Raw genomic sequence first — 18,110 nt, 5'->3', positions numbered from 1 at the left:
AAGGAGAAGCCCAACCCCATGCCCACCGACACGGACCAGGTGGTCGCCGCCCTGCGCGCCTCGCTGCTGGACAACCAGCGCCTGCGGCAGGAGAACCGACGGCTCCGCGACGACTCCGCCGAGCCGATCGCCATCGTGGCGATGAGCTGCCGCTACCCCGGCGGCGTGCGCACCCCGGAAGACCTCTGGGAGCTGCTGGTCAAGGAACGGGATGCGGTCTCGCCGTTCCCCACCGACCGCGGCTGGGACGTCGAGGGCGGGTTCGACGCCGACCCCGACGCCCCCGGCACCTTCTACGTCCGTGAAGGCGGCTTCCTCCACGACGCGACCGGCTTCGACCCCGGCTTCTTCGGCATCTCCCCGCGCGAGGCCCTCGCCATGGACCCGCAGCAGCGGCTGCTGCTGGAAGCGTCCTGGGAGGTGGTGGAACGCGCGGGCATCGACCCGACGACCCTGCGCGGCAGCCGCACCGGCGTCTACACCGGAGTGATCTACAGCGAGTACGGGTCCCGGCTCGGCCGGGTGCCCGACGACGTGGAAGGCTTCCTCGGTACCGGCACCATCCCCAGCGTCGCGTCGGGCCGGATCGCCTACACCCTGGGCCTGGAAGGCCCGGCGGTGACCCTGGACACCGCCTGCTCGTCCTCCCTGGTCGCCGTCCACCTCGCCTGCCAGGGGCTGCGCTCCGGCGACACCGCCCTCGCCCTGGCCGGCGGGGTGACCGTGATGTCCACCCCCGGCCTGTACGTCGGGTTCAGCCGCCAGCGCGGCCTGGCACCCGACGGGCGCAGCAAGTCCTTCTCGGCCGCGGCGGACGGAGCCGGGTTCGGGGAGGGCCTGGGCCTGCTCCTGCTGGAACGGCTCTCGGACGCCCGGCGCGCGGGGCATCCCGTCCTGGCCGTCATCCGCGGCTCGGCCGTCAACCAGGACGGCGCCAGCAACGGGCTGACCGCCCCGAACGGGCCCGCGCAGCAGCGCGTCATCAACGAGGCGCTCGCCCGTGCCGGACTCGCCCCGTCCGAGGTGGACATGGTGGAGGCGCACGGCACCGGCACGACCCTCGGCGACCCCATCGAGGCCCAGGCGCTGCTGGCCACGTACGGGCAGGACCGGCCCGCCGGGCGGCCGCTGCGGCTGGGATCGCTGAAGTCCAACCTGTCCCACACCCAGGCCGCCGCGGGCGTGGGCGGGGTGATCAAGTCGGTGCTCGCGATGCGGCACGGCGTGATGCCGCGCACCCTGCACGTCGACCGCCCCTCGCCCCGCATCGACTGGACCGAGGGAGCCGTCTCCCTGCTCACCGAGGCCACCCCCTGGCCGGAAACGGGACGGCCGCGCCGGGCCGGGGTGTCCTCCTTCGGTGCCAGCGGGACCAACGCCCACGTCGTCCTCGAACAGGCCCTCACCGCCCGGGCCGACGCAATGGCCGGCACCGACGCAACGGCTGCCACCGACGAGCCGGTCGACCGGCCCGCCGCGCCGGAACCGGCGCTCGCCGCCGTCCCCTGGATCCTGTCGGCGCGCACTCCGGATGCGCTGCGCGCCCAGGCGGCGGCGCTGTACGAGCGGGTGGTGGCGGAACCGGGCCTGAGCGTGCTGGACGTGGGGCATTCGCTGGCGGTGGGGCGTTCGCGGTTCGCGGAGCGTGCGGTGGTGGTGGGGGCGGACCGGGGCGAGCTGCTGGCCGGTGTCGCCGACCTGTCGCGGGGCGTGGGCTCGGCGGACGTGATGGCCGGCGGCGGGCTGCTCCCGGGCCGTTCGGTGCTGGTGTTCCCGGGCCAGGGTTCGCAGTGGGTGGGGATGGCTGCGGGGTTGTTGGACGACTCGGAGGTGTTCGCGGGGCGGATGGCGGAGTGCGGCCGGGCTCTGGCGCCTTTTGTGGACTGGTCCTTGACGGAGGCGCTGGGCTCGGAGCTGCTGCTTTCGCGGGTGGACGTGGTTCAGCCGGTGCTGTGGGCGGTGATGGTGTCGCTGGCGGAGGTGTGGCGTGCCTTCGGCGTCGTTCCGGACGCTGTGGTCGGCCACTCCCAGGGCGAGATCGCGGCCGCCTGCGTGGCGGGCGCTCTGAGTATCGACGACGGGGCCCGTGTGGTCGCGCTGCGTTCCCGTGCGGTGGCGGCGCTGGCGGGCGGGGGAGGGATGGCTTCGCTGCCTCTGCCGGTGGACGTGGCGCGGGAGCGGATCGCCCCGTGGGCGGGCCGGCTGTCGGTGGCGGCGGTCAACGGCCCCTCGTCGTCGGTGGTGTCGGGCGACGCGGACGCGGTCACGGCACTGGTGGAGGAACTCCTGGAGGAAGGGGTGTGGGCGACCACCATCGATGTCGACTACGCGTCGCACTCCTCACACGTGGAGGAGATCCGGGAGCGCCTGCTGTCCGACCTGGACGGCATCACCCCCCTTCCGGGTGCGGTGCCCTACTACTCCAGCGTGACCGGCGGCCTGCTGGACACGAAGGCCCTGGACGCCGAGTACTGGTACCGCAACCTCCGACAGACCGTCGAGTTCGAGCGGGCGACCCGCGCGCTCCTCGCGGCCGGGCACCGCGTCTTCATCGAGTCCAGCCCCCAGCCCGCCCTGATGTACGCGATCGAGGACACGGCCGCCGAAGTGGGCGCCCCGGAGACGCTGGTGCTCGACACCCTGCGGCGCGGGGCCGGAGGGCTCCGCCGGCTCCAGCTCGCCCTCGCCGGGGCACACGTCCGGGGCCTGCGCGTCGACTGGGAGCGGCTGTTCGCGGGAACTGGCGCCCAGCGGGTGGACCTGCCGACCTACGCCTTCCAGCGACGCCGCTACTGGCTCGACGCCCTGCCGGCGGCCCGGGACCAGGCGGCCGTCGGCCAGTCCGCCGTGGACCACCCGCTGCTCGGGGCCGAGGTCGAACTGCCCGACGACGCGGGCACCCTCTTCACCGGCCGGCTCTCCGCGGCCACACACCCCTGGCTGGTCGACCACGCCGTGGCCGGAGCCGTGATCCTGCCCGGCGCGGCCCTGGTGGAGCTGGCCGCGCACGTGGGCCGCCGCCTCGGCTGCGCTCTCGTGGAGGAACTGACCCTCGCCGCCCCGCTGCTGCTGCCCGGCGACGCCGCCGACGACCAGGCCGTGCAACTGCGCGTACGGGTGGGTGCCGAGGACGGCACGGGGCGGCGCCCGGTGGAGTTCCACTCCCGGCCCGAGGCCGCCCCCGGCGCCGCCGACCGGCCCTGGACCCGGCACGCGACCGGCACGGTCGGCCCCCGGGACCCCTCGGCCGACCGGGACGACAGCGCCGAACCGGCCGGCACGTGGCCCCCGCCCGACGCGGTCCCCCTGGACGTGGACGAACTCTACGGGCTGCTCGAAGCCCGGGGCGTCGCCTACGGCCCGGCATTCCGGGGCCTGCGCGCCGCATGGCGCACCGCGGACGCGATCCACGCCGAAGTGGCCCTGCCCGAAGGCCTCCCCGGCACTGGATCGGACGGCTTCGGCGTGCACCCGGCCCTCCTGGACGCAGCACTCCAGACGACCGGTCTGCGCGAAGGCGCCGCGACCGCGGAGCCCGCCGACGGCGTCCCCCTGCCGTTCTCCTGGCAGCGCGTCGCGATCGAGGCCTCCGACGCGCAGGTCCTGCGCGTCCGGCTGCGTCCCGACGGCCCCGACGCCGTCTCCGCGCGGATCACCGATCCCTCGGGGCGCACCGTGGCGACGGTCGGCTCGCTCACCCTGCGCACGGCGTCCACCGCCGCGCTGCGGGCGTCCTCCGGATCCGCCTTCCACGTCGGCTGGACACCGGTCACCGCCGGGCCCGGCCCGCGCCCGGTCACCCGCTGGGGCCTCCTCGGCCCGCGGGACGAGCGGCTGCTGCCGGCCGGGTTCCCCGCCGAACCCCCGTCCGCGACACCCGACGCGCTGCTGCTGACCTGCCCCCCGTCCGCCGGTGCGGTGACCGCCGACACCGCGACCGCGGACGCGGACCCCGCGGTGGTGCACGTGGTCGTGTCCGGGGTCCTGGACCTCCTCCAGGCCCACCTGGCCGACGACACCACCGCCCGTACGCCCCTGGTGGTGCTCACCCGGGGTGCGGTCGGCCCGCTCGGCGCGCAGCCGCAGCCGACGGACCTCGGCGCGGCGGCCGTCTGGGGCATGCTCAGGGCCGCCCAGCTCGAACACCCCGACCGGTTCGTGCTGCTGGACACCGAAGGGCCGGACGCGGACGGTCTCGCCGAAGCACTCGCCGACCTCCTCGCCACGGGCGAGCCGCAGGCGGCCCTGCGCGGCGGCGCCCTGTACGTGCCCCGGCTGGTACGGCCGGCGGCCGCCACCGCCGCCACCGCCGCCGCCACCGCCCCCGAGGTCCGCTCGGCCAGGCCGTTCGGACCGCCCGAGGGGACGGTACTGCTGAGCGGCGGCGGCGCCCTCGCGGCCGTCCTGGCGCGCCATCTGGTCGCCGCGCACGGGGTGCGCCACCTCCTCGTGCTGAGCCGCCGAGGTGCCGACGCCCCCGGCATGCCGGAACTGAGGGCGGAGCTGGCCGGGGCCGGAGCCGAGATGGACGCCTTCAGCTGCGACGTGTCCGACCGCCAGGCACTGGCCGCCGCCCTGGCGGCCGTCCCCGAACGCCACCCGCTGTGTGCCGTCGTCCACACCGCCGGGGTGCTCGACGACGGTCTGCTGGACGGGCTGACGGGGGAGCGGATGGCCAGCGTCCTGCGGCCCAAGCTCGACGCCGCCCGCCACCTCGACCGGCTGACCCGCGCGGCGGACCTCTCCGCGTTCGTCGTCTTCTCCTCCGCCGCGGGCGTGCTGGGCAGCCCCGGCCAGGCGTCCTACTCGGCCGCCAACGCCGCGCTCGACGCCCTCACCGCGGAACGCCGACGGCTCGGGCTCCCCGGCCTGTCGCTGGCCTGGGGGCCCTGGGAGCGGGTGAGCGGGATGACGGCGGAGCTCGGCGGCCCCGACCGGCGGCGCATCGACCGGCGCGGCGCCCGCGGCCTGTCCGACGAGGAGGCCATGGCCCTGCTGGACGCCGCGTGCGCCGCGGACGCCGCCCCGCCGGGTGACGGGAGCCCCGTCGTGCTGGCCCACCTCGACCTCACCGTGCGCGGCGACGGCCCGGTGCACCCGATGCTGCGCTCCCTGGTCCGGCGCAGCCCGACCGCGGCGACCGGAGCGAAGCGGCCGCCGACCGCCGCCGCAGCGCTGCGGCACCGGCTCGACGCCGCCGCCGACGCACAGGAACGCGAGCTGGTCCTGCGCGAACTCGTCCTCGCCCAGGCCGCCGAAGTCCTCGGCCACACCGACTCCGGGGCGCTGTCCGCGACGGTGCCCTTCCTCTCCGTCGGATTCGACTCGTTGACCGCGGTCGAGCTCCGCAACCGGCTGGCCGCCGCCACCGGACTGCGGCTACGGCCCTCCGCCGTCTTCGACAGCGGCACCCCCGCCGCGCTCGCGGCGCGCCTGGCCGCCGAGGCCCGGACGGAAGACACCCCCCGGCCCGAAACGGCACCCGCGACCGGAACCGGCGCCGCTGCGTCCGACGCCGCCGACACCGACCCGGTGAGCGTGCTGTTCCGCCGGGCCTGCGCGATCGGCCGGATCGACGAGGGCATCGCCCTGCTCAAGAACGCCTCCGCCCTGCGCCCGGCCTTCCACAGCGGCAGCGACCTCGCAGCCGCCGGCACCGGCCCGCGGCTGCTGCGGCTCAACGAGCGCGCCGACGCCCCCGTACTCGTCTGCTTCGGCTCCGTCGTCGCCCTCGGCGGCGCCCACCAGTACGCCCGCTTCGCCTCCCGCTTCCGGGACCGCTACGCCGTCGCCGCCTTCGACGCCCCCGGATTCACCCCCGAGGAGGAACTGCCCGCCGACATGTCGGCCCTGCTGGACTTCCAGGCGACGACGCTGCTCCGGGAACTGCCCGGCCGAACGCTCGTCCTGGCCGGCTCCTCCTCCGGCGGCACGCTCGCCCACGGAGTGGCCGCCGTGCTGGAGCAGCGCGGCGAGGGTCCGGCGGCCGTGGTGCTGCTGGACACCTACCTCTCCGACAACCAGGGCATCACCCAGTTCAACGACGTCCTGCTGGGCGGCATGTTCGCCCGCGAGGACCGGGCGGCCCCGATGGACGGGACCCGGCTGACCGCGATGGGCGGCTACTTCCGTCTGCTCGACGACTGGGAACCGCCGGCGGTCCGCGCCCCGCTGCTGCTGGTCCGCGCCTCCACCCCGCTCGGCCGCCCGTCCGCCGAGGCCGGCGACTGGCGCTCGTCCTGGGCCGGTGCCGACACCGTCGTCGACGTCCCCGGAGACCACTTCTCGATCATGGAACAGCACGTCGCGACCACCGGCGACGCCGTCGCCGACTGGCTCGGCACCACCCTCCGCACCCCCGACGACCTGTGAAGACGAAGGAGAACCCGTTGACCACAGCACCGTACGACGATCCCCCTCCGCGACACGCCCTCACCGTGCTGGGAGCCGGGGTGATGGGCGTCGGAATCACCGTCCTCGCCCTCGGACACGGCCTGCCGGTCCACCTGGTCGACATCGACCGGGAACGGCTCGACCGAGCCGCGGAGCTGATCGACGGCGAACTCCGGCTGGCCGAGCTGATGGGCGCCCTGCCCGCCGGGACGCCCCTCGGCACCCTGGCCACCGACACCTCGCTCAAGGCCGCCGCCGGAGCCACCGCCGTCATCGAGGCGGTCACCGAGAACGCCGCGGTCAAGGCCGCCGTCCTGTCCGAGGTCTCCGGACTGGTCCGGCCCGGAACCCTGCTGATCACCAACACCTCCTCCATCCCCGTCGACGAACTGGCCGGGGCCGTGGAGCGGCCGGAGGAACTGGTCGGCACCCACTTCATGAACCCGCCCTACCTGATCGGAACCGCCGAGGTGGTCCGCGGCGCCAGGACCGGGGACCCCGCGATGGCCGCCGCATCGGCCCTGCTCACGGCAGTGCGGCGGCGGCCGGTGGTCGTCCGGGACGCGCCCGGCTTCGTGACCAGCCGCCTCCTGCACCCGATGATCAACGACGCGGCCCGGGTGGTGGAGGAGGGCACGGCGACGGCCGAGGACGTCGACGCCCTGATGCAGGGCTGCCTGGGACACCCCACCGGCCCGCTGCGCACCGCGGACCTGATCGGCATCGACAACCTCGTCGACTCCCTCACCGTGCTCCACGAACGCACCGGCGACGACGGCTGCCGGCCCGCCGAACTGCTGCTCCGGCTGGTCCGCGAGGGCCGGCTGGGCCGCAAGTCCGGGCGCGGCTTCTTCGACTACACCTGATCACCCCGACGAGGAGACGGCCATGACCACAGCGAACACGCCCGACACCAACGACGTGGAGAAGGAACTGCTGGGCTTCCTGGAAGGACGCACCGGAACCGCCTGGGACGCCGACACCGACCTGTTCGAGACCGGCGGCCTGTCGTCCCTGTTCGCCATGCAGCTGGTGGTGCACCTGGAGAAGACCTACGCCGTCGCCGTCCGCGGCGCGGACCTGCGGCTGGACAACTTCCGCACCGTACGGCGGATGGCGGAGCTGGTGGACCGGCTCCGGGTGCCCGCCGCCGGGGGTCGGCATGGGTGAGGACCTGAGCGGCGCCATGCTCTCCGTCACCCTGCGGGTCGGCGACCTGGCGGGGGAGTGGGACCGGACCGGCCTCATCCCGCTGGACCTGCTCCGCGAGCTGGGCGCCGAGGGCCGGCTGTGCGCCGAAGTCCCGGAGCAGTACGGCGGCTGGGGGCTCAGCAGCATGCACAGCGGCGCGTACACCGCCCACGTGGGCGGCCTGTGCAGCTCGCTGCGCAGCGTGATGACGTCCCAGGGCATGGCGGCATGGACCATCCAGCGCCTGGGCACCGTCGAGCAGTCGGCCGTCCACCTCCCCCGGCTGACCGGCGGCGCACTGGCCGCGGTCGGCTTCAGCGAGCCCGGCGCCGGCAGCGACCTCGCGGCGATGACGACGACCGTCCGCCGCGACGGCGACGCGGTCGTCGTCGACGGGCACAAGAAGTGGGTGACCGCCGCCCACTACGCCGACCTGCTGGTCGTCGTCGGCCGCCACGAGGACGGCGCGGTGGCCGTCGTGGTGCCCGCCGACACGCCCGGCGTCCGGATCGAGCGGATCGCCGACCCGCTCGGCTGCCGCGCGGCCGGACACGCGGACGTCCACCTCGACGGGGTCCGCCTGTCGGCCGACAGCGTCCTGGGCGGTCACGCCCTGCCGCCCGCCCTGCTGGTGACGACCGCGCTGGCCTACGGGCGGATGTCCGTCGGCTGGGGGTGCGTGGGCATCCTGCGGGCCTGTCTGGCGGCGGCCACCGCACACGCCGCCGGACGGGAGCAGTTCGGCAGGCCGCTCGCGGAGCACCAGCTCGTCGCCGGGCACCTCGCCGACCTCTACACGGCCGAGCAGGTGGCCGCGCGGGCCTGCGAGCACGCCAGCCGCTGCTGGGACGAAGGGTCGCCGGACCAGGTGGTGGCGACCGTGCTGGCCAAGCACGTCAGCGCGACCCAGGCCGCCCGGGGCGCGGCGACGGCCGTCCAGGTACTGGCCTCGGCCGGGTCCCGGGACGGGCACGCGGTGGCCCGGGCGTACCGGGACGCCAAGCTGATGGAGATCATCGAGGGCAGCAACGAGCTGTGCCGGCTGATGCTGGCGGAGCACGCCCTCTCCGCGCGGGGCGCATCGTGAGCGGGACCGCGGCCGACGAGACGAGGAAGGACGACATGGCCGAGACCGTCAAGTGCCTGGTCTGGGACCTGGACGACACCCTCTGGCAGGGCACCCTGCTGGAGGACGGCGAGGTGCACCTGCCGGACGAGGTGCGCAAGGTGGTGATCGAGCTCGACTCCCGCGGCATCCTCCAGTCCGTCGCCAGCCGCAACGACCACGAGCACGCCTGGGCCCGGCTGGAGGCATTCGGCGTGGCCGAGTACTTCGTCCTGCCGGAGATCGGGTGGGGCGCCAAGTCCGAGTCGGTGCGCCGGATCGCCGACCGGCTGAACTTCGCGCTCAAGACCATCGCGTTCGTCGACGACCGACCCGCCGAACGCGCCGAAGTGGCCTTCCACCTTCCCGACGTGCGGTGCTACCCGGCCGAGCAGGTCCTCGCCCTCCCCGAACTCGCCGAGTTCACCCCCGCGACCAGCACCGTCGACTCCCGGCGGCGCCGCCAGATGTACCAGGCGGGCTTCCGCCGCGAGGCCGAGCGGGCCGCCGCCCCCGGCCCCGACGAGGAGTTCCTGCGCTCCCTGGACCTGCGGATGCGCATCGGCCGGGCCACCGGCGAGGAGCTGTCCCGGGTCGAGGAACTCACCCTGCGCACCAGCCAGATGAACGCGACCGGGGTCCACTACCCGGACGCGGTGCTGCGCGGCCTGATCACCGACCCCCGGCACGAGGTCCTGGTGGTCACCCTCACCGACCGGTTCGGCCCGCACGGTGCGGTCGGCGTCCTGCTGCTGGAGCGGCACCCGGGCCTGTGGCACCTCAAGCTGCTCGCCACCTCCTGCCGGGTCGTCGCCTACGGCGCCGGCGCGACCCTGCTGAACTGGCTGGCCGACGCCGCCGCGCGGTCCGGGGTCCACCTGGTCGCCGACTTCCGGGCGACCGAACGCAACCGGATGATGGAGATCGCTTACCGGTTCGCGGGCTTCGAGGGCCTGGACGAGGCGCCGTGCCCGTGCGCCGCCGTCCTCGCACCGGCTCCCGAGGACACCGGCCTCCAGCGCCTGCACCTGGTCCCCGGACCGCGCGAGGTGTCCACCGTCATCAGCGTGGACGCACCCGACCTGAACGTACCGGAAGGGGGCCCGGGAACGTCGTGACCGCCGCGGCGGCCGGCGCTCCCGGGCTCCGGTCCGCCGCTCTCAGCGCTTGCGGACGAGGGTGATCCCGTCGGCCATCACCAGCAGCGACAGCTCCACCCGGGGGTCCTCGTGCAGCAGCCGGTTCAGGGCCCGGACCCCGGCGGTGTCCGGGTCCGTGGCGGCTGGATCGGCGACCCGGCCGAAGAAGAGGGTGTTGTCGACGACGATCAGACCGCCGGGGCGCAGCAGGGCCAGCGAAGTCTCGTAGTAGCGGACGTAGTTGGCCTTGTCCGCGTCGATGAACACCAGGTCGAAGCTCTCCGGTCCGCGCTCCGCCAGCAGCGCGTCCAGGGTCGCGGTGGCATCGCCGATCCGCAGGTCGATCCGGGAGTCGACCCCGTCCCGCTTCCAGAAGTCGGCGCCGAGGGCCGGCCACCGGTCGTCGATGTCGCAGGACACCAGCACCCCGTCGGCCGGGAGCGCGCGGGCCATGCACAGGGTGCTGTAGCCGGTGAAGGTGCCGAGCTCCAGCACCGCCCGCGCCCCCGTCAACCCGACCAGCAGGGCCAGTAGTTGGCCCTCCTCGGCCATCACCTGCATGGCGGTCCCGCCGGGCAGGTCCGCGGTGGTCTCCCGCAGTTCCCTGAGGAGGTCGTCGTCACGGAGGGAGACGTCCCGGACGTAGGCGAGCAGGTCGCGGGTGGCTGCTGTCTGGTCGGCCATGGCGAAGGTGTCCTCTCGAAGGAGATGCGGGTCGCAGGAGGTCGGATCGAAGGAGATCGGGTCGAGAAGGATCGGGGCGACGGCGGGCCGCCGGGACGGTCATCCGGCGCGCATGAACGGGTGGCCGTGCTGCCGTACGGCGACCGCCTGCGCCCGCTCACGGGCGTACGCCCGCAGCAGCGCGTCCAGCCGGTAGTGGCCCCTCGTCGGCGCACCCAGCAGATTCGCCTCGACCAGGGCGTCCAGGGCCTCCTCGGCCTGTGCCTCGGAGCAGCCGAACATCACCGCGGCCCTACTGCTGGAGACCGAACACGCTCCGGCAGCACCCAGTGCGGTGAACACCTCGGCCGGGTCGACCCCGGCCGGAGCCGTCCGCCGGAGCCCGGCGTGGTCGGCGTCGAGGCAGGGCCGGACACCGAGGTCGCCCGTGCACAGTTCGTCCAGCAGCCGCGGGGCCTCCGTGAGCCGCCGGGCGAAGTGCCCGATGCTCCAGTGGGGGCGCTCCAGCAGCCGGGTCCCCGCGATCCGGATCGCCAGCGGCAGGCCCGCGCAGACCGTCAGCACCGAACGGGCCGCCTGCGGCTCGGCGCCGACCCTGGCCGGGCCGACGATGCTGCCCAGCAGTTCCAGCGACCCGGCCTCGTCCAGCGGGCCGAGCAGGAGGGTGCGCGCCCCCTCCAGATCGGCCAGCCGCCGTCGGCTGGTCACCAGTAGCCTGCTGCCCCCGCTGCCCGGTATCAGCGGCCGCACCTGCGCGGTGCTGGAGGCGTTGTCGAGCACTACCAGCAGACGGCGGCCCGCGGTGAGCGAGCGGTAGAGGCTCTCCCGCTCCGACTCCTCCTCGGGTATCTCGTCCCGGGGCACACCGAGGTCCGCCAGGAACCGCGGCAGCACCGCCCGGGCGGTCAACGGCCGCTCGGCTCCGCCGAGATCCGCATAGAGCTGGCCGTGCACCGAGGAACCGCGCACGGTGTGCGCCACGTGCAGGGCCAGCGCGCTCTTGCCGACACCGCCCCGGCCGGTCACCACCGCGGTCGCCACCATGCCCGCGGGCATCGTGCCGGTCGTGAGAAAGTGCTGCAGCCGCGCCAGCGCACCCGAGCGGGCGGACAGCGGCAGCGGCACCGAGGGAAGCTGCGCCGGACTCGGCCAGCAGGACGGCCTCTCCCAGACAGCGGCGGGCGTCGCCGCGGGCTGCTCCAGCGGGTCAGGCGTACGGGGCCGGTCGTCGGCCGAGAGGATGCTCCGGTGGACCTCGCGCAGATCGGCGCTCGGCTCGGCGCCGAGCTGCTCGACGAGCAGCACCCGGGTGCGCCGGTAGAGGTCCAGGGCCTCCGACTGCCGCCCCGAGCGGAACAGCGCCAGCATCAGCTTGCCCACCAGGGCCTCCCGCAAGGGGTGCTTCCGCACCAGCCGCACCAGCTCCGGCACGACCTCGGCGTGCCTCAGCAGGGCCAGCTCCGTGTCGAACCGCAGCTCCATGGTCTGAAGGCGCAGCTCCTGGAGGTAGCGGCCCTCCACGTCGCGCAGCGTCCGCGACGGGATGTCCGCCAGCGGCTCCTCGCGCCACAGGGCGAGCGCCTCGGCCAGCTCGGCGGAGGAGCCCTCCAGGTCTCCGCGCTCGGCCAGCTCCGCCGCGCGCCGGCGGTGGGCCGTGAACTGCCCGAGATCGCTCTCGTGCTCGCCGAGTTCGAGGAGGTAGCCGGGCGCCCGGGTGAGGATCCGGGCGGAGGCGTGCTCGCCCAGCGACTGCCGCAGGCGCATCACATAGGTGCGGACGGTCGCGGCGGCACTCGGCGGCGGGGCGTCGTCCCAGACGTACTCGGCGATCCGGTCGACCGAGATCACCCGGTTGGCGTTGAGGAGGAGCGCCGCCATGACCACGCGCTGCCTCGGCGCCGACACGTGCACCTCACGCGCGTTCAACCGGACGGAAAGCGGGCCCAGCAACAGGAAGTTCAACGGGAGTCCTCTTCATCGCACGACCGGTGGGCAGGATCGCCTCCAGCGTCTTGGGTGGCCATGTGCAGGTCAACGCGGTCCTGTCGGATCTAGATGTATTCCTAGAGCGCAGGGTCTTGCGCTCGTGCCGGGTTTACGCTGCGCGGCACCAGCACGGCAGCCGGGACCGGGCCGGTGGCGGTCCGACAGGAACGGCGGAGCCGCCGCCCCTCGACGATCGCCCTGTCCTCCGGCCGGGCGACATGGAGGTCGCCGACGGCGTACGGCCTTGCCATGAGGTGCCCTCGCCTCCTCGGCCGGATCCGCGGTGCGGCGGGTCCGGCCGGACCGCTGCTGCTGGGTCGGAGCCAAGTAGATCCCACGGGATTGCTCCGCACTGCAACGTTCTCACCATTCGCCGAAGAAACGGCCGAAATTGAACCCGGACATGAGCGGCCGGATACGCTCCGATGCGTACTTGCTGACATTCCGAGGGGCATGGCAGGCTGTCATATGCCGTGCCCGTGACCGGCCGATCGCCGTCGATCGGGGCTCCCTGTATTGGCAAGTACCAGTCGGCCCACCGGTGCCGAGGATGTCCCACGTGTCACCACACCCCGCCCGCCGGCGCCGCGCGGATTTCGCGAAAGGAATGAAAGGCCGACATGACCTCCCGCTCCATGGGCAGCGACCGGTGGTGCCGTCGCTTCCGTCCCTCACTGCCGGCCACGCGCCGACCGGTCTGCCCTCCGCACGCCGGCGGCTCGGCGAGTTGCACGGGCGACCGGGAAGGGGGGACCGGGGAGTGACACCGTCAGCGACCTCCGAGGAGATCAAGCCCGCGCAGCGGCCGCCGCGGTCCGAGCCCGCCGACGACGCCCGTCCGGCGGGCGGGGGGCCTGCCGGCGCTGCGGGCGTCCGGCGGCTGACCGCCGTGGACGTCCGCATCCTGGAAGGCGTGGCGGTCGGAACCTCGACCGCACGGCTGGCGGCATCCCTCTATCTGAGCCGACAGGGCATCGAGTACCGCATCGGGCTGATGATGCGACGTTTCCAGGCCGCGAACCGGTCCGCCCTGGTCTCCCGGGCGCACTCCCTCGGTGTGCTGAGCGTCGGGGCATGGCCACCCCGCGTTCTCCCGGAATTCCTTGAGCCCGAGAAGGGGGTGGGACGCACTGTTCCCTGATCTCCTCCCGTAGGCCTCCCGCCCGGGGGCGGGTCGAAGGGAAATCCATTCCGAAGACGGGAAACGCATTCCACCGGTATGCTGTCGGATATTTTCCCAGACCCGGATATCGTATCGATGTCGCGCCGCGAGACGGGTTCCCGAGCGTCCCGTCGAGCGCCGGATTCTGTGACATTGTGCTGTCGGGCCCGCTTCTGCTGCACTCCGCACGGGCCGCACCACCGCCCCCTCCTTTCACACCGATTCACAGGAGCTGTCATGAGTCTGGGGTACCTGTTCGGCGGCGGCGTCGGGACCGAGCCGCACGGCCTGGAGCTCTACCGGACCTACGAGGTCGTGCAGCGCTGGTACGAACAGGTCTCCGCGTGGACCGGGCTGACGGTCGGAGAGATCCTGGAGGAAGACCTCCCGACCGCCCAGGAGGAGCGCCAGAGCGTCGGCACGGTCCGCGAAGCCGCCCTCGCGATCGGCGTGCACGACGTACTCGCCTCGTTCAACCTGCGACCCGCGGCCATCGGCGGCCTCAGCCTCGGCGCGATGACCGCCAGCTGCCTCGCCGGATCGCTGGGGCGACGGGAACTGTTCGAGATGCTGGCCGGCTCCCGCGACACCCCGGAACCGCCCGCCGGAGACCCGCAGCAGGGGATAGCCATCGCCTTCGGCTCCCTCGCCGACGGCGCCCCCTCCCACCCCGGCGAGAACGTCCCCGGCATCTACCTGGCGGGCGACTTCGGCCCCACGGCCGACGGCACCCAGCGCATCATGATGCTCGCCGGCCACGCCGAAGCACTCGGCGGGCTCGCCGCCGAGGCCGTGCCGGGAACGGTCGTACCGCTCCCCGGGCGCACCATCGCCGTCCACACCCCGCTGCGCCGGCCCTACCGTGACTTCATGGCCCCGCGCATCGACGCGATCCCCTTCACCGACCCCGAAATCCCCCTGCTGTCCTGCCTGGAGCCCAAGGTCCTGCGCACCGCGGCCGACGTCAGGGACCTCTTCCACCGCAACTCCACGGACCCGATCAGCCTGGTCGACGTCTACAGCGGGATGAAGGAACAGGGCGTACAGCTCGGCCTGGTGATGGGCCCCTCGATCCCCGAGGGCATCCTCGCGTTCCCCTTCCCGGTGGTGCACATCGAGCAGCCCGAGCACATCGAGCAGGCCCTGACCACCGCCTACGACCTCGGTATCGACCTCTCCGGCGCACAGGCCCTGTCGTGACCGCCGCCACCCGCGCCGAGGCGGACGTCCAGATCGCGCGATGGCTGGACACCGACCTCGACGAGTGGACCCGCACCGTGGTCCGACGGCACTTCGACCCGGTGTCCGGAAGCCCCTACTGGCTCGGGCAGGCCCCCCGGCTGGACTTCGACCCCCGCGACATCACCCGCTACGACCAGCTCGGGGCCTTCGGCCCGTTCCCGCTCGACCGGCTGCGCACGGAGGACCCCGCGGACCTCGTCCCGCTGGCGGTGCCCAGGCCGCTCGCCGGCCGGGTCTGGGACAGCGGAGGCACCACCGGCACCCCCTGCCGGGCGTTCTACACCCCCGACATGCTGCTGCACCGGGCGCTCTGGCGCCGCTGGTCCTTCGTGAGGGAAGGCTTCGCACCGGGCCGCACCTGGCTGCAGGCCACCCCCACCGGACCGCACCTGATCGGGAACGGCGTCCAAGAGGTCTCCGAACTCCACGCCGGCCAGGTGTACGCCGTGGACATGGACCCCCGGTGGGTGAAGCGCCTCATCCGGGCGGGACGCATGGCCGAGGTCAGCGACTACACCACCCACTTGCTGGAGCAGATCGCCGACGTCCTCAAGCAGGGCCGGGTCCACTACCTCAACACCACCCCGGCCCTCTTCCAGGCCCTCCGCCAGCACCGGCCCGAACTGGTCGCCGCCCTCGACGGCGTACGGCTGAGCGGCACCCAGATCAGCGCCGACATGTACCGGACCTTCACCACCGCCCTGCAGGGCGGGATCTGCGGACTGACCTACGGCAACACCTTCGGCAACGCCGCCTGCCTGGACATCGAGCGGGACGGCGAGCTGATCAGCTACGTCCCGAACTACCCGCAGGTCACCATGGCGGTGGTCGACAAGGGCGACCTCTCGACCCCGGTCGCCCCCGGCACGGTCGGCCGGGTACGGCTCACCGTCCTCCACGAGGACCTCTTCCTCCCCAACATCCTGGAACGCGACCAAGCCCTCCGTCACCCGACCGACCACTGGCCCACCGACGCCGTCGCCAACGTCCGCCCGCTCCAGACCACCAGCTCGTCCCCCGAGGGCCTCTACTGAACCCGTCGCCCCGAGGCGGCGGCAGGTTGCCGGGGGCATCCGACCCGGGCCGCCGTCCGGCCGCGTCGCGGTAGCGGATCCTGCCTTCGTGCGGGCACCTCGGCCACCGGCTCCCGGGTGCCCGCACCCCCCGTGTGCGCGCTTCCGCAGGTCAGCGCAGGGCCCGGAGCAGTGTGGGCAGTGCGTGGCGCAGTTCGCGGTGTCCGTAGGTCCCGCTGTGGGTGCCGGGGTAGATGTGGGTGGTGACCGGGGCGCGGAGGGATGTGAGCCGGCCGGCGAGCAGGCGTGCCTCGTCGGCGCACACGGCCTCGGTGACGGAGACGACGCCCGGGTCGGCGAGGGCGACCCACTTCTCGGTGCCGGGGATGTGGGGGTCGGGGTCCGGGCCGTCGAGGGGGCCGGGGGTGCCGTCGCCGGAGGCGAGGTGGACGGGGGTGCGGCGCAGGCCCTCGGCGTGGCGGTAGGGGTCCCAGTCGAGCCAGACCTCCCACTGGGCCCAGGGGTCGCCGAAGAGCGCGTAGCCGTCGACGCCGAGGAAGCTCGCGCCGGAGAGCCACATCTCCGGGTGGCGGATCGGGTGCACGGGAGCTCCGAACGTCGCGACGGCGCCGAACAGCCCGGGGATCCGGGCGGCCATGCCCAGGGCGCCGAAGCCGCCTTGGGACTCCCCGGCCGCCGCCCTGCGCGGTCCGGCGCCGTAGTCCCGCTCCACCAGGGGAATCACTTCGCGCAGGAAGTACGTCCGCACCCGGGGCGGGCCCTGCCTGCCGTGGTTCCACCAGTCGGTCCAGAACCCGAAGAACGGCATGCCCGGCATGACCACCAGGACATCGCGCAGTTCGGCCAGGTCCTGCACCCGGAACATCGTCGTCCACGTCGTGTGGTCGCCGTCACCGCCCGCGAGCAAGTAGAGGGTGGGCCAGCGGTCACCGGGCTCACGGCGCTCCCAGCCGCGCGGCGTGAGCAGAGCCACCGTCCCGGGGCCGCCCAGAGCCGGGGAGTCGAAAGTCAGCTCGACGATCCGGTCGTCCACCCGCTGCTCCGCCACGGCCCGGTCCACGGCCACGGCTGGGGGCGCTCCGAGGAACGACGGCCCACCTGTCCCCAGCAGCACGGTGCCGACGAGCAGTGAGCGGCGTGTGTGTACGTACGTCATACGCCATGTCTCGGCGGGGTGGCACCACAGCTTGAGTGCCGGGGGGCGGACGGGTGTACGGGAAGACCCCGCCCACCGGAGTCCCGGACTCGCCGGTCGCGGACCGGCCGCCTGCGCGTCCCGGTACGCGACCGCCGCCCGTTCCGGGCTCCCCGGCGGTTGCGGAGGAACGGGGGATCACCCCGGAAGGCGGAAGAAGGAGCGGTAGAGCGGCAGTTGTTCGGAGAGCATGTGGATGCCGGGGTGGGTGGCGAGGCCGAGGGCGGCGGCGGTGCGCAGCAGTCGGGTCTCGGCGGGCGTCATGATGATGTCGGCGACCAGCGCGCCGGGTGCCAGTGGTGCCGGGTCGAAGGGGAGCGGGTCGGCCGGGTCCAGGCCCAGCGGAGTGGCGTTGACCGCGAGGTCGACGTCGGAGGGCGGGCGCGGCGCGGCGGCCACGCGGCCGGGCCAGCGGGTGCCGAGCCGCTCCAGCAGGGCGTCCACCCGGCCCCGGTCGGGATCGGTGACGGTGAGTTCGGCGGCGCCTTCGGTGAGCAGGGCGGCGGCGATGGCGAGCCCCGCACCTCCGGCACCGGCCAGCGCCACCCGCAGCCCGGCCGGGCTGCGCCCGGCGGCGGCCAGGCCCCGGACGAACCCCGCGCCGTCGAAGTTGTCGCCGTACCAGCGGCCGTCCGGCTCGCGGCGCAGCGCGTTGGTGCTGCCCAGCAGGGCGGCGGCATCGCTGAGTTCGTCGGCGTGCCCGCACATCGCCAGCTTGTGCGGGACGGTGATCAGCAGCCCGTCCAGGTTGGCGACGGCCTTCAGCCCTCGCACGACCTCGTCCAGCCGGTCCGCCGGGGCGTGCACGGGGACGAGGACGGCGTCCACGCCGCTCGCCGCGAACAGCGGGTTGAGCAGAGCGGGCGCCTTGGCCTGCGCGATCGGGTCGCCGAGCACCGCGAACAGCCGGGTGCGACCGGAGATCGGCGGTCCGGTGACCGGTGCTCCGGGGGCCGGCGGGTCGTGGGGAAGGGGCATC

The 18,110-nt window shown here is 74.0% G+C and carries 12 protein-coding genes; 8 read left to right on the top strand and 4 right to left on the bottom strand.

Translation table 11 applies throughout. The features are described 5' to 3' along the window. The first annotated feature begins 18 nt into the window (after positions 1-18). The 5 genes from ACFU74_RS00225 to ACFU74_RS00205 are packed head-to-tail and all read left to right on the top strand — an operon-like array spanning position 19 to position 9,807. The gene (locus ACFU74_RS00225; RefSeq protein WP_380749258.1) at positions 19-6,372 is read left to right on the top strand and encodes a type I polyketide synthase; all 6,354 of its coding nucleotides are present in this window, start codon (positions 19-21) and stop codon (positions 6,370-6,372) included. Between the two features lie 17 nt (positions 6,373-6,389). Next, positions 6,390-7,259 (top strand): 3-hydroxyacyl-CoA dehydrogenase family protein, encoded by an 870-nt coding sequence (locus ACFU74_RS00220; RefSeq protein WP_380749255.1) that lies wholly within the window; start codon positions 6,390-6,392, stop codon positions 7,257-7,259. Positions 7,260-7,281: 22 nt separating this feature from the next. Next, positions 7,282-7,563 (top strand): acyl carrier protein, encoded by a 282-nt coding sequence (locus ACFU74_RS00215; protein ID WP_380749252.1) that lies wholly within the window; start codon positions 7,282-7,284, stop codon positions 7,561-7,563. Then, entirely contained in the window at positions 7,556-8,671 is a 1,116-nt protein-coding gene (locus tag ACFU74_RS00210) for an acyl-CoA dehydrogenase family protein (protein WP_380749249.1), read from the top strand. The genes ACFU74_RS00215 and ACFU74_RS00210 overlap by 8 nt, the downstream gene beginning before the upstream one ends. Positions 8,672-8,706: 35 nt before the next feature. After that, positions 8,707-9,807 (top strand): HAD-IIIC family phosphatase, encoded by a 1,101-nt coding sequence (locus ACFU74_RS00205; protein WP_380749435.1) that lies wholly within the window; start codon positions 8,707-8,709, stop codon positions 9,805-9,807. Between the two features lie 42 nt (positions 9,808-9,849). Here the strand turns inward: ACFU74_RS00205 and ACFU74_RS00200 are convergent, their stop codons facing one another. Next, the gene (locus ACFU74_RS00200) at positions 9,850-10,512 is read right to left on the bottom strand and encodes an O-methyltransferase (RefSeq protein WP_380749245.1); all 663 of its coding nucleotides are present in this window, start codon (positions 10,510-10,512) and stop codon (positions 9,850-9,852) included. Positions 10,513-10,611: 99 nt separating this feature from the next. Continuing rightward, positions 10,612-12,417: a BTAD domain-containing putative transcriptional regulator gene (locus ACFU74_RS00195; protein ID WP_380749432.1), complete on the bottom strand. Its 1,806-nt coding sequence runs from the start codon at positions 12,415-12,417 to the stop codon at positions 10,612-10,614. Between the two features lie 841 nt (positions 12,418-13,258). On the opposite strand from ACFU74_RS00195, the gene ACFU74_RS00190 reads away from it, so the two are divergent. The 3 genes from ACFU74_RS00190 to ACFU74_RS00180 all read left to right on the top strand — a co-directional run bounded on the left by ACFU74_RS00190 (position 13,259) and on the right by ACFU74_RS00180 (position 15,936). Further along, positions 13,259-13,639: a helix-turn-helix transcriptional regulator gene (locus ACFU74_RS00190; protein ID WP_380749242.1), complete on the top strand. Its 381-nt coding sequence runs from the start codon at positions 13,259-13,261 to the stop codon at positions 13,637-13,639. 258 nt (positions 13,640-13,897) lie between these two features. Continuing rightward, a complete protein-coding gene (locus ACFU74_RS00185) occupies positions 13,898-14,860 on the top strand; it encodes an ACP S-malonyltransferase (RefSeq protein ID WP_380749239.1) in 963 nt (320 codons plus the stop codon). After that, on the top strand, positions 14,857-15,936 hold the full coding sequence (locus tag ACFU74_RS00180; RefSeq protein ID WP_380749237.1) for an arylcarboxylate reductase: 1,080 nt from the start codon (positions 14,857-14,859) through the stop codon (positions 15,934-15,936). Before ACFU74_RS00185 ends, ACFU74_RS00180 begins: the two co-directional genes overlap by 4 nt. 151 nt (positions 15,937-16,087) lie before the next feature. Here ACFU74_RS00180 and ACFU74_RS00175 read toward each other — a convergent pair whose 3' ends face one another. Both ACFU74_RS00175 and ACFU74_RS00170 read right to left on the bottom strand, forming a co-directional pair. After that, a complete protein-coding gene (locus ACFU74_RS00175; RefSeq protein ID WP_380749234.1) occupies positions 16,088-17,092 on the bottom strand; it encodes an alpha/beta hydrolase in 1,005 nt (334 codons plus the stop codon). A gap of 177 nt (positions 17,093-17,269) precedes the next feature. Next, positions 17,270-18,109, bottom strand: a complete 840-nt coding sequence (locus tag ACFU74_RS00170; protein WP_380749231.1) for a shikimate dehydrogenase family protein — start codon at positions 18,107-18,109, stop codon at positions 17,270-17,272. Position 18,110: the final 1 nt, after the last annotated feature.

It is taken from the genome of Kitasatospora sp. NPDC057500 (genome assembly GCF_042802195.1).
Taxonomy (GTDB): Bacteria; Actinomycetota; Actinomycetes; order Streptomycetales; family Streptomycetaceae; genus Kitasatospora.
This window is presented reverse-complemented; position numbering and strand designations above follow the sequence as displayed.

What these genes read in the sequence shown, in the direction of transcription:
- ACFU74_RS00225 (WP_380749258.1), top strand. Translation starts at nt 19, where the DNA reads ATGCCCACCGACACGGACCAGGTGGTCGCCGCCCTGCGCGCCTCGCTG.
- ACFU74_RS00215 (WP_380749252.1), top strand. Translation starts at nt 7,282, where the DNA reads ATGACCACAGCGAACACGCCCGACACCAACGACGTGGAGAAGGAACTG.
- ACFU74_RS00210 (WP_380749249.1), top strand. Translation starts at nt 7,556, where the DNA reads ATGGGTGAGGACCTGAGCGGCGCCATGCTCTCCGTCACCCTGCGGGTC.
- ACFU74_RS00205 (WP_380749435.1), top strand. Translation starts at nt 8,707, where the DNA reads ATGGCCGAGACCGTCAAGTGCCTGGTCTGGGACCTGGACGACACCCTC.
- ACFU74_RS00200 (WP_380749245.1), bottom strand. Translation starts at nt 10,512, where the DNA reads ATGGCCGACCAGACAGCAGCCACCCGCGACCTGCTCGCCTACGTCCGG.
- ACFU74_RS00185 (WP_380749239.1), top strand. Translation starts at nt 13,898, where the DNA reads ATGAGTCTGGGGTACCTGTTCGGCGGCGGCGTCGGGACCGAGCCGCAC.
- ACFU74_RS00175 (WP_380749234.1), bottom strand. Translation starts at nt 17,092, where the DNA reads ATGACGTACGTACACACACGCCGCTCACTGCTCGTCGGCACCGTGCTG.
- ACFU74_RS00170 (WP_380749231.1), bottom strand. Translation starts at nt 18,109, where the DNA reads ATGCCCCTTCCCCACGACCCGCCGGCCCCCGGAGCACCGGTCACCGGA.